Source organism: Micromonospora sp. DT231, from assembly GCF_049847025.1.
Classification (GTDB): Bacteria; Actinomycetota; Actinomycetes; order Mycobacteriales; family Micromonosporaceae; genus Micromonospora.
This window is the reverse complement of the sequence record NZ_JBNCNO010000013.1, coordinates 136,355-151,138: the sequence shown is the minus strand read 5'-3', so window position 1 is coordinate 151,138 and position 14,784 is coordinate 136,355. Positions and strand designations below refer to the sequence as shown.

Annotated in this window: 17 protein-coding genes; 6 read left to right on the top strand and 11 right to left on the bottom strand. The window is 70.8% G+C overall.

Features of this window, described 5'->3' with window-relative positions; all coding sequences use genetic code 11:
• Positions 1–58 precede the first annotated feature (58 nt).
• The 4 genes from ACPXBU_RS27880 to ACPXBU_RS27865 are packed head-to-tail and all read right to left on the bottom strand — an operon-like array spanning position 59 to position 4,239.
• Positions 59–868, bottom strand: a complete 810-nt coding sequence (locus ACPXBU_RS27880) for an inositol monophosphatase family protein (protein WP_425760340.1) — start codon at positions 866–868, stop codon at positions 59–61.
• Positions 861–1,313 carry a response regulator gene (locus ACPXBU_RS27875; protein WP_425760339.1) on the bottom strand — a complete coding sequence of 151 codons (453 nt, stop codon included), beginning with the start codon at positions 1,311–1,313 and terminating at the stop codon, positions 861–863. The genes ACPXBU_RS27880 and ACPXBU_RS27875 overlap by 8 nt, the downstream gene beginning before the upstream one ends.
• A complete protein-coding gene (locus ACPXBU_RS27870) occupies positions 1,310–3,043 on the bottom strand; it encodes a sensor histidine kinase (protein ID WP_425760338.1) in 1,734 nt (577 codons plus the stop codon). Before ACPXBU_RS27870 ends, ACPXBU_RS27875 begins: the two co-directional genes overlap by 4 nt.
• Positions 3,040–4,239 (bottom strand): PP2C family protein-serine/threonine phosphatase, encoded by a 1,200-nt coding sequence (locus tag ACPXBU_RS27865; RefSeq protein WP_425760337.1) that lies wholly within the window; start codon positions 4,237–4,239, stop codon positions 3,040–3,042. Before ACPXBU_RS27865 ends, ACPXBU_RS27870 begins: the two co-directional genes overlap by 4 nt.
• 290 nt (positions 4,240–4,529) lie before the next feature.
• Here ACPXBU_RS27865 and ACPXBU_RS27860 point away from each other — a divergent pair, with 290 nt between their 5' ends.
• Complete coding sequence (locus ACPXBU_RS27860; RefSeq protein ID WP_425760336.1) at positions 4,530–6,977, top strand: M28 family peptidase; 2,448 nt, start codon at positions 4,530–4,532, stop codon at positions 6,975–6,977.
• Between the two features lie 49 nt (positions 6,978–7,026).
• Here ACPXBU_RS27860 and ACPXBU_RS27855 read toward each other — a convergent pair whose 3' ends face one another.
• Positions 7,027–7,641: a TetR/AcrR family transcriptional regulator gene (locus tag ACPXBU_RS27855; RefSeq protein WP_425760402.1), complete on the bottom strand. Its 615-nt coding sequence runs from the start codon at positions 7,639–7,641 to the stop codon at positions 7,027–7,029.
• Positions 7,642–7,707: 66 nt separating this feature from the next.
• Here ACPXBU_RS27855 and ACPXBU_RS27850 point away from each other — a divergent pair, with 66 nt between their 5' ends.
• From ACPXBU_RS27850 to ACPXBU_RS27835, 4 genes are all read left to right on the top strand, one after another.
• Positions 7,708–8,139 (top strand): VOC family protein, encoded by a 432-nt coding sequence (locus tag ACPXBU_RS27850; protein WP_425760335.1) that lies wholly within the window; start codon positions 7,708–7,710, stop codon positions 8,137–8,139.
• The gene (locus ACPXBU_RS27845) at positions 8,136–9,131 is read left to right on the top strand and encodes an aldo/keto reductase (RefSeq protein ID WP_425760334.1); all 996 of its coding nucleotides are present in this window, start codon (positions 8,136–8,138) and stop codon (positions 9,129–9,131) included. The genes ACPXBU_RS27850 and ACPXBU_RS27845 overlap by 4 nt, the downstream gene beginning before the upstream one ends.
• Positions 9,132–9,227: 96 nt before the next feature.
• Positions 9,228–9,719, top strand: coding sequence for a hypothetical protein (locus ACPXBU_RS27840; protein ID WP_425760333.1), 492 nt, complete (start codon positions 9,228–9,230; stop codon positions 9,717–9,719).
• 125 nt (positions 9,720–9,844) lie between these two features.
• Positions 9,845–10,345, top strand: a complete 501-nt coding sequence (locus ACPXBU_RS27835) for a hypothetical protein (RefSeq protein ID WP_425760332.1) — start codon at positions 9,845–9,847, stop codon at positions 10,343–10,345.
• 900 nt (positions 10,346–11,245) lie between these two features.
• Here the strand turns inward: ACPXBU_RS27835 and ACPXBU_RS27830 are convergent.
• The 4 genes from ACPXBU_RS27830 to ACPXBU_RS27815 all read right to left on the bottom strand — a co-directional run bounded on the left by ACPXBU_RS27830 (position 11,246) and on the right by ACPXBU_RS27815 (position 12,601).
• A complete protein-coding gene (locus tag ACPXBU_RS27830) occupies positions 11,246–11,767 on the bottom strand; it encodes a hypothetical protein (RefSeq protein WP_425760400.1) in 522 nt (173 codons plus the stop codon).
• A 98-nt stretch (positions 11,768–11,865) separates the two neighbouring features.
• A complete protein-coding gene (locus tag ACPXBU_RS27825) occupies positions 11,866–12,165 on the bottom strand; it encodes a flavin reductase (RefSeq protein WP_425760331.1) in 300 nt (99 codons plus the stop codon).
• Positions 12,165–12,461 carry a hypothetical protein gene (locus ACPXBU_RS27820; RefSeq protein WP_425760330.1) on the bottom strand — a complete coding sequence of 99 codons (297 nt, stop codon included), beginning with the start codon at positions 12,459–12,461 and terminating at the stop codon, positions 12,165–12,167. Before ACPXBU_RS27820 ends, ACPXBU_RS27825 begins: the two co-directional genes overlap by 1 nt.
• Entirely contained in the window at positions 12,458–12,601 is a 144-nt protein-coding gene (locus ACPXBU_RS27815) for a hypothetical protein (protein WP_425760329.1), read from the bottom strand. Before ACPXBU_RS27815 ends, ACPXBU_RS27820 begins: the two co-directional genes overlap by 4 nt.
• 140 nt (positions 12,602–12,741) lie before the next feature.
• Here ACPXBU_RS27815 and ACPXBU_RS27810 point away from each other — a divergent pair, with 140 nt between their 5' ends.
• Positions 12,742–13,911, top strand: a complete 1,170-nt coding sequence (locus tag ACPXBU_RS27810) for a helix-turn-helix domain-containing protein (RefSeq protein WP_425760327.1) — start codon at positions 12,742–12,744, stop codon at positions 13,909–13,911.
• Positions 13,912–13,950: 39 nt separating this feature from the next.
• Here the strand turns inward: ACPXBU_RS27810 and ACPXBU_RS27805 are convergent, their stop codons facing one another.
• Positions 13,951–14,205 carry a Smr/MutS family protein gene (locus tag ACPXBU_RS27805; RefSeq protein WP_007465523.1) on the bottom strand — a complete coding sequence of 85 codons (255 nt, stop codon included), beginning with the start codon at positions 14,203–14,205 and terminating at the stop codon, positions 13,951–13,953.
• A gap of 177 nt (positions 14,206–14,382) precedes the next feature.
• The gene (locus ACPXBU_RS27800; protein ID WP_393370008.1) at positions 14,383–14,751 is read right to left on the bottom strand and encodes a tetratricopeptide repeat protein; all 369 of its coding nucleotides are present in this window, start codon (positions 14,749–14,751) and stop codon (positions 14,383–14,385) included.
• Between the last annotated feature and the right edge of the window lie 33 nt (positions 14,752–14,784).

Here is a 14,784-nt window from a genome sequence, read left to right as displayed (position 1 = left end):
CCAGAAGCCTCGCGCAGAGCGTCCAGACGCTCCCCAGACGCCTCCTGCGGTGTCCGGATCAGGGGGCGAGGAGGGCGTCGCGTACGTCGTTCCAGATCTGCTCGTTGGCCGCGACGAGCAGACCGCGGCCGTCGTCGGAGGGGTGGTAGTCGGCGCCGTCGAACCTGCGGGCGACGCCACCGGCCGCGCGGACCAGCAGGGTGCCCGGAGCGTGGTCCCAGGGCAGGGTGCGCCAGAAGAGGACGAACTGCTGCTCACCGGTGAGGATGTCCAGGTATTCGCGGCCGGCACAGTGCTGGCCGGGCAGCAGCTCACCGAGGTGGCGACCGCCGGCGCGGACCCGGTCCCGGATGTCCGGCGGCAGGAACTTGGTCATCGCCGCGCCGCGCAGCTCGCCGAGCGGCGGCAGCGCGGCGGTGGTGTCGACAGGTCGGCCGTTGAGCAGGGTGCCGTCGTCCGCCGAACCGACGGCGAGGGTGCCGGCGAGCGGGTCGAGGATCCAGCCGGCGACCGGCCGTCCGTCGGTCAGCAACGACACCATCAGCGCGAACGGCCGGCGACCGGCGGCGAAGTTGGCGGTGCCGTCGACCGGGTCGACGAGCCAGACATCACCGGCGTCGCGCAGGTGCCCCAGCAACCCCGGGTCGTCGGCGACACCCTCCTCACCGACAACCGTCGAGCCGGGCCGCAGCCGGCGCAACCCCGCCGACAGCAACTCCTCGGCCCGGCGGTCGGCGACGGTGACCACCTCGCCGGGCGCCTTCTCCGACACGTCGGCGTCGTCGAGCTTGCGGAACAACGGCAGCACGACCTGGTCGGCGGCCTCCCGCAGGAGGTCGCCGACGTCGTCGAGCAGGGTGTCAGCCACGCGGCGGCAACTTGACCACGCTGACGAAGAACTCGTCGATCTGGCGGACCACCGAGATGAAGCGCTCGAAGTCCACCGGTTTGGTCACGTAGGCGTTGGCGTGCAGCTGGTAGCTGCGCAGGATGTCCTCGTCGGCCTGCGAGGTGGTGAGCACCACCACCGGGATCCGACGCAGTTCCGGGTCGTTCTTGATCTCTTCCAGCACCTCCCGGCCGTCGCGCCGGGGCAGGTTGAGGTCGAGCAGGATCAGGTCGGGCGCCACCGCGTCGGTGTACTGGCCCTCCCGGCGCAGGTAGGCCAGCGCCTCGGCGCCGTCGGAGACGACGGTGAGCCGGTTGCGCAGCTTGTGCTCCTCGAACGCCTCCTGGGTCATCAGCACATCGCCCGGATCGTCCTCGACCAGCAGGACCTCGATCGGGCTCTTGCCATCCGCAGGCGCGGTCATCCCACCGTCTCCCTCATGTCACCCGTTCTACCGCCTTCCGGCGACCTGTCGGCCCGGTCCGGCCGGTCCGACCCCTCGGACTGCTCGGTCGGCGCTGCCGGAGTCTCGTTCGAGGGCGTGGCGTCGCCCGCCGGCAGGGCCTGCGGCTGCTCCGACGAGTCGACGGCGGCGGCCGCCTCCAGGTCCACCGGAAGCGCCGGCAGGGTGAACCGGATCGCCGTGCCCTCCGGCACGTCGGTGTCCACCCAGACCCGGCCGCCGTGATATTCGACGATCTTCTTGACGATGGCCAACCCGATGCCGGTGCCCGGGTACGCGTCCTTCGAGTGCAGCCGCTGGAAGATCACGAAGATCTTGTCGGCGAACTCCGGCTCGATCCCGATGCCGTTGTCCTGGCAGGTGATCTCCCACTCGGAGTCCACCAACCGGGCCGAGACGTGCACCTTGGGCGGCACGTCCGCCCGACGGAACTTGATCGAGTTGCTGACCAGGTTGGCCAGCAGGTTGGTGAGCAACGGTTCCTCACCGGAGATCACCGGCAGGTCGCCCCAGGTCAGCTCGGCGTCGGCGTACTGCCGCGCGGCCTCGGTCTGGCCGGCCACGTCGCCCATCACCTTGTTGAGGTCGACCTCGACGAAGCCGGTGGTGAGCCGGCCGATCCGGGAGAACGCGAGCAGGTCGTTGATCAGACGCTGCATCCGCTGTGCGCCGTCCACCGCGAACGCGATGTACTGGTCGGCCCGCTCGTCGAGCTGCCCGGCGTAGCGACGCTGGAGCAACTGGCAGAAACTGGCCACCTTGCGCAGCGGCTCCTGCAGGTCGTGCGAGGCCACGTACGCGAACTGCTCCAGGTCACGGTTGGACCGGGTCAACTCCTCCGCCTGCTTCTGGAGCTGGCTGTTGACCCACTCGATCCGCTCGCGGGCACCCCGCACCTCGGCCAGGTCGGCGGCGATCTTCTGCCGCATCGCGTCCACGTCGTCGCCGAGCCGGATGAACTCAGGTGGGCCGGTGGTGGCGATGCGGTGCTGGTAGTCGCCCTCGGCGACCTCACGGACCTGGGTGGCCAGGCCGGTCAGTGGCCGGATCACCATCCGGTCCAGCGAGAGCAGCAGCACCGCGCCGGCCACGACCACCACCAGGGCTGCGACGATCAGCAGCACGACAAGCACGTTGCTGCTGGTACGCACGTTGTCGGCGGTCTGCTCCCGGGCGGCCAGCACCTCCTCCTGGAGGTCGTTCACCGCCGTGCGCACCTCGTCGAACTGCTGCCGGGCCCGCTCGGTGACGAGTGCCTGACCCGCGCTGGTGCCGCTGCGCTCGGTGGTGGTGATCACCGGCTCGGCCACCGACTGCCGCCACTGCGCGGTGCGCTCCTCGACGGTCCGCAACTCCTGGCTGATCTGCGGATAGTCGTCGAGCAGCGCCCGCATCGAGACGGTGACGCTCTGCTCTTGGGCGAGCCCCTCCCGATAGGGGTTCAGGTCGTCCGGATCACCGCTGACCGCGTACCCACGGATCGCCGTCTCCTGGTCGAGCAGCGCGTTGAGCAGCTCCTGGGACTGCACCCGCAGTGGGCCGGTCTCGTTGAGGACGGCGTCGATCTGGGTGCGGTTGCGGGCGGCCATCGCCGCCTCCGCGCCGGCCAGGGCGATCAGCAGCACCCCCACGACGGTGAGCAGCGTGATGACCCGGCGGCGCAGACTCCAGCCGCCGACCACCGGCTTCACCGGCCACCACCACGGCTCACCAGCAGCATTGCCACGTCGTCGGCGAGCGCGCCGCCGTTCAGCCGCTCGGCCCGGCCGACCAGCCAGGCCGGCAGCTCGGGCAGCGACACCGAACGGTTGGCCGGCTCGTCGAGCAGCCCGCTCAGCCCCAACACGTCGAGGCGATCGTTGCCCGCTCCCACCCGCCCCTCGATGAGGCCGTCGGTGTACATCAGCAGGGACCAGTCATCGGTGTCGAACTCCAGGTCGTAGGCGATCGGCCGGCGGGGTCGTACGCCCAGCAGTCGGCCGCCGGGCGCGGGCACCGGGGCGACCCGGCCGCCGGAGAGCAGCAGCGGCGGCGGGTGTCCGGCGAGTCGGACGGTAGCGCGGTTGGCGTCCAGGTCCAGCCTGGTGGTGGCCACCGTCGCGAAGATCTCCTGAAGGCGGCGCTCACTCATCAGCACCTGCTCCAGCGCGGGCAGCACCTCGTCGTCCGGCACTCCGGCGAGCACCAGGGCCCGCCAGGCCACCCGCAGCTCGACGCCGAGCGCGGCCTCGTCCACCCCGTGCCCGCAGACGTCGCCGACGATCAGGTCGAGACGGTCCGGGCGGGTCTGCACCACGTCGAAGAAGTCGCCGCCGATAAGCGCGGCGTGCCGGCCGGGCCGGTAGAAGGTGTGCACCGCCACCTGGTCGGTCGTCATCAGCGGCTGGGGCAGCAGACCGCGTTCGAGGCGGGCCGACTCGGCCTGCCGCAGCTCGACCTCCCGCAGCCGGCGGGCGTTCTCGTCGGCGCGTTTGCGCTCCACGGCATAGCGCAGCGCCCGGGTCAGCAGCACCCCGTCGACCTGACCCTTGACCAGGTAGTCCTGTGCGCCCTCGGCGACCGCCACGACGCCGAGGTGCTCGTCCGAGCGGCCGGTCAGCACGCAGACCGCGGCGCCGCTGGACATCTCCAGCACCTGACGCAGCCCGTCCAGCCCCTGCGCGTCGGGCAGGCCCAGGTCGAGCAGGACGCAGTCGACGTCGTTGATCCGCTGCCGCGCCTCGCGCAGGCTGGTGGCGACCATCAGGTCGATCATCGAGTTGGTCTCGGCGAGCAGTTCCCCGACGAGGAAGGCGTCGCCCTCGTCGTCCTCCACCAGCAGCACCCGCAGCCGTTCGCCCGGCGGCAGGTTCGCGTGCCGCGCCAGGCCACCGTGCGGGTACGGCACAACTGGGGACCCGGCCGAGCCGGACCCCCGGTGCGGCCGGGTCACCGCCGCGAGACGCGGGAGTTCGCTGGTGATGTCGGGCTCCTTCCGAGTGCCCTGCTGATCCTGTATTAGACAACGGTCGCACACAACACGATGCCCGTGGCACGGGCGGGGATGGGCCGCATCACTGCCCGCCGACGGACAAACCACGCGGGTGATCGGTGCCCGGCCGACCGGCCATGCCATCCGGGAGCGCCGGAGGGCAGGATGGTGCCACCCCAGGCCCCACCACCCCCCGAGGAGTTTCCGTGGGCGCACCCCCCACCCCGGCCACGACGGGCACACCGGCTCGTCCGACTCCGGGCGTACCCCCTGCGGATCGTGCGCTGACCAGGCCGCACCGCCGGCTCGTGGCCGCCGCCGCGGCGCTCGTGGCGCTGGTCGCCGTCGGCGCCGGCAGCCTGCTCGACCTGCGCACGCCGACGCCGAAACCGGCAGACGCCCCGGTGGGCGAGTTCAGCGCCGCTCGGGCGTACGAGGACGTGCGGGTGATCGCCGCCCGGTCGCACGTCGCCGGCAGCCCGGCCAACGACCAGGTCCGCGCGCACCTCGAGCAGGAGTTGCGCGGGTTGGGCCTGGAGACCGAGGTGCAGGACACCGTGGCCCCGGAGGCCGGGCAGCTCAGCGGCGCGGCGGGCGGGGCGACCCTGGCCCGCGTCCGCAACGTGGTGGCCCGGCTGCCCGGCACCGACTCGACCGGCCGGGTCTTCCTGGTCGCCCACTACGACTCGGTGCAGACCGGGCCGGGCGGCAACGACGACGCGGCCGGCACGTCGACCATCCTGGAGGTGGCCCGCGCGCTGACCACCGGCCCGCGGCCCCGCAACGACATCGTCTTCGTGTTGACCGACGCGGAGGAGGCGTGCCTCTGCGGCGCGTCCGCGTTCGCCGCCAGCCACCCGCTGGCCGCCGACGGCGGGGTGGTGCTCAACCTGGAGGCGCGCGGCTCCACCGGCCCGGTGATCATGTTCGAGACGTCCCGGAACAACGCGAAACTGGTGGACGTCTTCGGTCGGGCCGCCCCGCATCCGGTCGGCACCTCGTTCGCGGTGGAGATCTACCGGGCGCTGCCCAACGACACCGACTTCACCGCGTTCCTGGACCGGAAGTTCGTCGGGTTGAACTCGGCGTACATCGACGGCGGCGCGATCTACCACACGCCGCTCGACACGCCGGCGGCCATGGACCGGAGCAGCCTCCAGCAGCACGGGGACAACGCCCTGGGCCTGGCCCGGGAGTTCGGCCGCACCGACCTGACCGACCTGCGCTCGGGGCACGACGCGACCTACTTCCCGGTCCCCGGCGGCCTGGTCCGCTACCCGGGCACGCTCACCCTGCCGCTGGCCCTGCTCGCGGTGGCGGCGGTGGCCGCGCTGGGCTGGCTGGTCCGTCGGCGGGGCCGGGCCAGCACCGGCCGGTTGGCCGCCGGCTTCGGGCTGGCCCTGGTGCCGATCGTGGTCGCGCCGGTCGCCGCGCAACTGCTCTGGCTGGCGATCACCAAGATCCGACCGGGGTACGCGGAACTGCTCGACCCGTACCGGCCGATCTGGTACCGGTTGGCCGTCGTGGCGCTCGCCGCCGCCACCCTGTTCACCTGGTACGCGCTGCTGCGCCGCCGGATCGGCCCGGCCGCGCTGGCCGTGGGCGGGCTGGCCTGGCTGGCCCTGCTCGGGGTGCTGCTCGCCGTGGCGGTGCCGGGCGGGGCGTACCTCACCACAGTGCCGGCGCTGGCCGGCGCCCTCAGCGGGCTGGTCGCGCTGCGTACCCGGCAGACCGGGCCGTGGCCGGTGGTGGCGGTGACCGCCGGGGCAGCGGTCGGTGTGGTCATCCTGCTGCCCACCGTGGTGCTGCTGTTCCCCGCGCTGGGGATGGGCATGGGCGGGGTGGCGGCGCTTGTCGCGGTGCTGCTCGGCCTGACCGCCCTGCCGGTGGTCGACCTGCTGCACCCGCAGGCCGGCGGCCAGCGCGGCCTACGGGCGTTGCGGGCCCGCCGGCTCGGTGTGCTGCCGGCGGCAGCCGCCGCCGTGGCGACCGTGGTGCTCGCCGGGGTCGGGCTGGGCGTCGACCGGTTCGACGCCGCCCATCCCGCGCCGACCCACCTGATGTACGCCCTGGACACCGACACGGGCCAGGCGCAGTGGGTCAGCCACGAGGACGAACTGCAACCGTGGACGGCCCAGCACATCGACCCGGTCGCGCGGGAGTCGCTGCGCTGGCGGTTCCCCACCCTGGGCGACGAGTCGCTGCGGGTCGGCACGGCTCCGAACGCCAACCTGCCAGCGCCGACCGTGCAACTGCTGTCGGACAGCACCGTCGGCGGTGAGCGCACGCTGCGGGTGAAGGTCGTGCCGCAGCGACAGGTACGCCTCGTGTCGCTACACGTGGACGCGAAGACCGCCGAGGTGAAGCGGGCGGAGGTCTCCGGTCGGGCCGTTCCGGTGGAGCGGCAGCCCACAGTCGAGGAGGCGGGTCTGGACCGGTGGGGCTTCGGGGTGGTCTTCCACGCTCCGCCGCCCGAGGGGATCGAGGTGACGCTGACCGTGCTGCCGCGGGCACCTCTGGTGTCGCTGCGGGCGATGGACGCCAGTGACGGGTTGGACGCGCTGCCCGGTTTCCGCCCCCGACCGCCGGGCGTGGGTGTCGTCGGGTCGCACAGCTCCGAGATGCTGGCGGTCGCCCGCACGTATCCCTTCTGACGGGTCGGACGGTGGTCCGGCGGAGACCGCTTCCCGCCGGACCACCGCACTAGTCGTAGAGGGCCGACACCCACAGGTGGGTCATCGTGTCGACCAACAGTTTCCGGTCGTCGAACGGCGGCACGCCGCACGCGGCCAGGTAGTAGAGCCGCTCGCCGGTCCACGTCAGCGATGCGGCGAGCGCGTCGACGTCGACGCCGTCGAGCCGAGCCGCGACGGCCGGCTTGGCCTGGCGCTCGGCCTCGATCCGGGTGACCGCCGCATCGGTGAACGTCGCCATCTGGGCCAGCCACAGCTCGCGTAGCTGCGGGTCGGACGCCCAGCTCTCCACGATGGCGCGCAACACCGCCGCGTTGGACAGCCACAGGTCGGCGCCCGCGTCGATGCCAGCCCGCAGAGCGTCACCAGGGCTGGCGCTCCCCCGCACCCACGGCTGCGCGGCCGCGTGGCCGGCGCCGACCGCCCGACGCACCAGCTCGGCCAGCGCCGCCTGCTTGCCCGCGAAGTAGAAGTAGAAGCTCGCCCGGGAAACCCCTGCCGCAGCAATGATCTCGGCGACGCTGAGCGTGTCGAAGGTGCGCTCACGCAGCAGCTCACGCAGGGCGTCGAGGATGCGCTCGCGCAGCTCGACGTCACCGCGCGGAGGTTCGTCACGTCGGGCCATCACAGTCCCGAGCATAGCGTACGAAGCATCTGGACGACTTGACCAGACAGCATGTATGGTCGATGCATGACACAGATCGCCGTCCATATCGTGGTGAACGATCCCGACGCTGCGGCCGCCTGGTACGCGCAGGTGCTCGGCGCGCAGGAGACCAGTCGTGTGCCGCTGCCCGACGGCCGCCCGCTCACTGTGGAGCTGCGGGTCGGTGACACAGTGCTCGCCGTGGCGGGCGAATGGCCGGACCGTGGCCTCCGTACGCCGGCGGCTCTGGGCGGCAGCCCGACCGCCTTCCACCTGCCGGTCTCCGACGTCGATGCCGCCTACGACCGCGCGATCGCCGCCGGAGCCACCGCGTTCGAGCCGCCGCACGACGCGTTCTGGGGCGACCGCACCGCACAGTTCCTCGACCCGTCCGGGCACCGCTGGGCGATCAACCGGCACCTGCGCGACGTCCCCGCCGACGAGATGGCCGAGCACGTGGCGGCGATGTTCGCATGAGGTACACGACCTTGGGGCGTACCGGTCTGCGGGTGTCCGAGCTGGTGCTCGGCGCCATGACGTTCGGTGAGCAGGGTGGCGTCGGCGCGCCGATCGAGGAGTGCCGGCGCATCCTCGACGCCTACGCCGAGGCCGGCGGAAATGTCGTCGACACCGCCATCAACTACCGCGGCGACACTAGCGAGGAGATCCTCGGCGAGCTGCTGGCCGGCCGGCGCGACCGGTTCGTCGTGGGCACGAAGTACACGGTGACCCGTGACCCGGCTGACCCCAACGGTGGCGGCAACCACCGCAAGAATCTCCGGCTGTCGCTGGAAACCAGCCTGCGCCGCCTGCGCACCGACCACGTCGACATCTACTGGGTGCACATCTGGGACCGGCACACGCCGATCGAGGAGACCATGCGGGCGCTCGACGACGCCGTCACCGCCGGAAAGGTTCTCTACATCGGTGTGTCGGACACACCGGCCTGGGTCGTCTCCCGTGCGAACACGTTGGCCGAGTGGCGTGGCTGGACTCCGTTCGCCGGACTACAGGTGCCGTACAGCCTGATCAACCGCGACGCCGAGCGGGAGCTGCTGCCGATGGCCGAGGCGTACGGCCTCACGGTGACCGCCTGGAGCCCGCTCGGCGGCGGCGTGCTGTCCGGGAAGTACACCGCCGCGCCGTCGACCGGGAAGACGCGCCTCGACCGGGACGCGATAAGTGACCGGGACCTCGGTGTGGCCCGGGTCGTGCAGGAGGTAGCTGACGAACTGGGCGTCACCCCCGCTCAGGTTGCCCTCGCCTGGACCCGCCGACGAGACGGCGTGCTGCCGATCATCGGAGCGCGGACCCTCGACCAGCTACAGGACAACCTGGGCTGTACGACGGTCACGCTGCCGCCGGAACTGGTTACGCGGCTGGAATCGGCGACCGGCTTCGACCTCGGTTTCCCGGCCGACTTCATCGCCCAGACCACACCCTGGGTGTTCGGCGCGGGCGCACTCTGACCCTCCGCAACGCACCGGGCCGGATCGAGACGAGGAGAGGCGCGGCTCAGCCGTACGCCCTGTGCGGCTGAGCGTCACCCCTGCGAGGATCGGGCCATGCTGCGATCCGTCGAGATAACGGCCGCCCTGACCCTCGGCGGATCGTCCTTCCACAACCTGCACTGGAAGAGCGATGTGGAACTCAGCCTGGACTGCTTCATCTGCCAGAGGACCGGCCGCACCACCGGCTTGACGCACGGCGCGGAACACGGCACCTGCTCCGGTGACAGCAAGACCGGCCGGCACCCGGCGGCCGCGCGGATCTCCGCGTTCGACAGCACCTCCGAACGGGAACTGACGATCCTGCGCGCGGTGGTGGAATATTGGTGGGCGCCATTCCACGACGCCAAACGGGACCGGCCCTCGCTCGCGCTGACCGGCGACCCCTGGGTCCGGCTGCATCTTGGCTATCTCTGCCCGGAACCGGTCCAGTCGGGCACCTTCTCCACGCAGACCAACCTGGTCCGCCCTCAGACCCACACCTGCGAGCACTGCGCAGCGCCCATCGCGCACAGCCACGACGCGCCTCGCCTCCAACTCCTCACCTAGACCAGACCGCCGCAGACCGACCCCGGTGCTGCCTTCTCGCTGCCCCTGGGGTGCCCCGGCAGGCCGTCCCTTTCCTGAGTACCGGGACGGATGCGCGCCGACGGGATCGACGATGTTCTAGCAGCATGTCGCGACACACCATCGGCAGTCGACGGGCACTCGATCCGGCGCGCTGGGGGCGGACCGCCCTCGGCGCGCTGATGGCCTGCCTCGTCGTGCTGCCGTCCGCTGGGTGCTCCTTTTCCGCTCACGACAGGGCTGGGGACCAGGTCTTGAAGGAGGCGAAACAGATCGCCCACGAAACCGAGGCGTGGGCAACCGACTCGCTCAGCCTGAAGGGCTGGAAGAGCAACCAGTCCGTACTCGATCGGCTCGTCGCCGAAACCGGAGGCGAACTGCTCACCTCCTCGGTCCACGATCCGGACGAGCATGGGGTTGGCCTGCTGTCCAGGGTGGAGGTCGTGATGGTGGGCCTTGCATCCGAGGGCTGGCTGGCCGACGAGGACACGTCCTACAACATCTGCGTACGGTTCGACGTCCGCCGGCGAACCAGTGGGCCCCGCGAGATCACTCCCGTGGTGATCGAGAGCCCATCCGGGGTTCCGGCCACCCGGGCACCGCAGTGACGTCGGGGCGAAGCTAGATGCAATCTAACTTCGGCTCCATCTACCTAAACCCCGCTGGCGCTACTCTCGGCGGCATTGCTCCAGGGCAGGGGCGGCTGGCTCTCCACCGGCGGGGTCGGCGGAGAGTCCTCAAGGCATGTCGGTGGTAGTGCCTCACTGGCGAGGGGCCCTTCGCTGTAGACGATAAGTGCGAAGGGTTATCCAACCGAGCAAGCCGAGGCCGACGATGGCCAGCGCTCCGAACCACCCGCCGAGACCGCTCAGCGCCAGAAGCCCAGATGCCACGCCAAGGCCTACACAAAACCATCCATACTGCGCGACGGATTGGAAATTGCTCAGTTCTCGCCGTGGAGCCCGACCGGTAACGAGCACGACCACGCCCCACGTGGTGGCCAGCACAGCCATGCCGCTGCAGACCCACGTGCCGATTCCACCAATGACGTCCTCCATCGCCTGAGATTAAGCGACCAGCAGCTATGTGGTTAACCACGCCCAGCACAGGATCGAAGCCGCGGATCTGCCACCGCTAAGGCCGGCTCGTTCTGGTCGAGGCGCTAACTTCCTGCGGTGAGCTACGACATGGTCGTTCAGCGGTTCGAGCAGGGCGATGCCGCCCCGATGCCGGGTGATGCCTTCCTGGCCGTCTTCGCGCCCAGGGCCGACCATCGGAACCTCAGTACAGCTACTGGCACATCAGCGCAGACGACGGCAGCACCGCAGACGTCTACGCCACCCCTGCCGACGACACGCTCCGCAGTCTGATGATCAGCGGGTTCTCTGGCGGCGCCGTTCTCGACATGCTCGTCACGTTCCTCGGACTGGCCGACGCCGTTGTGCTCCCACCTGGCTGCCCCGCCCTGGTCGCACACGAAGGTCAGCGGTGCCACCTCTTGCAGGGAGCTACGCCGACACGGGCTCCGCACGTGCCGCACTGGGACTGCGGTGCCATGACTGGACTCCCTGGGGGATTTGGTAGTCCGGGTGAGGATCGGTCTCGGGTTCGCGCATCGAGCCCGACGCCGCGAGGCCCCGCAGGTAGATCACCGAGCCATCACGTGCGGCGATCCGGATCGCCGCAGCGACCGGCCCCTTCGTGCCTGGCTCACCGCAGAGTTCCCACGACGCGAAGACCTCGGGGCGCGTGGCGTCCAGCAGTTGGTGCGCGAACGCGAGCATTCGAGCTGCCCGATGCTGCATCGACAGCGGCTCCGTGGGCAGCTGCACCGGCGTGGCGTCACGCGGTGCGGGGAGGGCCGTGAGCAACGCCCGCGTGTCCGATGACTTGTGCAGCACCGAGATTCCGGGAGGGGACTGGCCCCCTACCTGAGCGTCCCGTCCGTACCGCTCGATCGCGGTGATGTCCGGATGTTCAGAGGCCCGCAGTAGGGCCTCCATCACGTCCAGTGCCTGGGATACCTGCACGGTGCTTTCCGATCTGATGGCGGGATCTGGCCAGCTCACGGGCCGGGTCAGTCTAGCCGCGGCAGTGGGCGGCCCTCTGTTCCTGGACGTGGTGGCGGTCATCGGGTCCAGGACACGAACCGCTCGTGCAACTCCGCGGCCGGGGTGTCCGGCATCTCGACGAGGGCGGCGTCCAGCAGCGACGCCAGGTACATGGACAGGCTGACCCGGTTCTCGCCGTACGTCTCGGCGAGACGAACGCGCGCGGGATCGCAGGGCCACGGGGTCTCGCAGGTTCCGCAGTCCCACGTCGGCCGGCCGGGCAGGTGCTGACCCTGCAGTCGGTCGCCGAGCGCTCTGGCCGACCGCTGCGCCAGGTCGGCGCGGGCCGCCCGGACCGTCGTGGGTTCCTCGCCCATCACTGGGCTGCTCCGACGTAGCGGGCGTAGATGGTGATCCGCCCGTCGACGGTGCGGGCTGCCGCCTCGAACGCACCAGCCGGCCGCCACGCCAGCTCGGCGCCCTCGCGGATGCGCGTGCAGTGGGCGCGGGTGTTGGCGCCCTCGGCGACGACACCCCACTCACCGGGCCGCGCACGCAGCTCGGCGGCCATCCGCCGGACCCGCTCCACCGGGGTCATCCCGTCGCGGGTGGCCGGTCGACGGGTCACCGGCGGCGGAGTCTCCCACCGGATGATGGCCTGGCTCTGGCTCACCGCATGTCCCCGCAGGTGCGAGGAATCGAGCCCGGCGGCAGCGTGGGCAGGTCGGCGCACTCGGGTTTGGGGTGGGTGTCACCGGGCTCGCCCCGGTCGAGTTGCACTGGCTGGCGGCGCCAGCGGAACGGTCGGATCATCACGACAACCTCCACGCGGCATTCTCGTTACTGCTCGTATCCATGCGATCTACCCTGCGGCGGTACGCTCAGTGGAGTCGATGGGTTGCGCGTTGCCGGGGAGCATCAGCAACCCGGCAACCCCGGCGGAAGGCCGAGACATGCCATCGTTCGGCACCCAGATGCGGGCAGCACGGGAAGCCCGAGGACTCAGCCTGGCCGGCCTCGCCGAGCTGCTTCCCGCCGACAAGGGTCACCTGTCCCGGATCGAGAATGGCCACCGTCGCCCCGGTGAAGACCTGGCCCGTCGAGTCGACGAAGTCCTCGGCACCCGCGGCGAGCTGATCACGTGCGCCGCCCTGGACGTGTCCGCCGCCCTGGATGCCCGACCTTGGGAAACCGCCGACCTACTGCACCGGATGCGCGCCAACGACGCCTCTCCCGCCACCATTGAAACCTTGCAGGCGACCGTCACAGAGCTGTCCTGCCAGTACGGGTGGCGAGATGCCCGGGAACTCCGCGCCGAAGGCCAGGGCTGGATCCGCGAGGTCGTCCGGCTGCTACACCGCCCGACCGGGCTGCGGCAGCACCAAGAGCTACTAGTCTGCGCCGGATGGCTGGCGCTTCTGGTTGGCTGCGTCGAGTACGACCTCGGGATGCGAGCCGGAGCGGAAGCCACCCGCACTGCCGCCCGTCAGCTCGGCGACGAAGCCGGCCACACCGGCATCACCGGCTGGTCGTGGGAGATGGCCGCATGGTTTGCCCTCACCCAGTCACGCCACGGCGCGGTGCTGGCCGCCTCTCGTGCCGGGCAACGGGCCGCCGGACGGCAAGGGGTGACGGTGCAACTGATCGCCCAGGAAGCCAAAGCGCTGGCTCGACTCGGCGACGCTTCCGCAGTACGCGAGGCGCTAGACCGTGGCCTCCAGTTACTCGACGCCCTGCCGGCACCGGACCGGCCCGACAACCACTTCGAAGTCGATCCCGACAAGTGGCTGTTCTACGCCATGGACGCCTACCGGCTCGCCGGCGACGACGCCCTCGCAGAGCACTACGCCACTGAAGTCATCCGCGCCGGCACCAGCCCCAACGGCGTCGAGCGGTCACCGATGCGGGTAGCCGAGGCCCGCCTCACCCTCGCCGCCACCGCCGTGCGTTCCGGCGACCTGGAACGCGCCGTCGACTCGGGGCTGGCCGCATTCACCGCGGCTCGACGGTCCCTGCCGTCCCTGCTGCTGGTCGCTGGTGAGGTCGACGCCGAGTTGCACAGCCGGTATCCACGGGAACACCCCACCCAAGACTTCCGGGAAGCGTTGAACGCGCTCAGGTAGGACTCTCCCACGCGGCCTGCGAAGCGGGCCGCGTCGTCACTACTTCCACCGAAAGTGCACGAAGAGACGGCCGAAGTTCTTCGAGTCCTTTTCCACGCGGTGGTAGAGCTGCTTGACGTCCTTCTGGTCGAGGAACCGCAGCACCCGCTTCTTGAGCTGACCCGACCCCTTGCCGGGGATGATCTCGACGAGGGTGGCCTTCTTCGCCACCGCCTCGTCCATGATCCCGCGCAACGCGCGGTCGATGTCCTGCCCCTTGTTGAAGATCTCGTGCAGGTCCAGCTTGAGCTTCATGCCACGGCCCCCGCCCGGTCAGGTCCCATGCCCGCCATCCTAGGCACGCCGGGTGGCCCACCCGCCGGGCGAGGAAGAGCCCGGCCGTCGGACGACAAAGGGCACGAAAGGACGACGAGCCGGACGACGAAGGGGCGGCCCCGAAGGACCGCCCCTCGCATCGTCACCGGTCCACGCTCAGCGCGTGCCGCCCACCCGGGTTTCCACCCGCTGCAGCGCGATCCGGTAGTCGTCGTTGGTCGCGTACATGGCGGCGGCGATCCGTAGGTGCCGCAGCGCGTCGGTGTGCCGGTTGAGCCGTTCCAGCGTCCGACCGAGCACGTGGTGCGCGTAGTGGTCGCTCGGGTCCCGTTCGACAAGCTCGCGCAGGTGCTCCTCGGCCCGGTTGAGCTGGGCCGACTGGAAGTACGCCCGAGCCAGCAACTGCCGGACCGCCGCGTTGCCGGGTTCGGCGTCGACGATCGGCTCCAGCAGTCGGGCCGCGCCGCTCGGGTCACCGGTTTCGAAGAACATGGTCGCCCGCCGGTAGTCCGCCAGAAGATCCATCTGCCCACCTCCTCGGGTCGCACCGTCACCTGT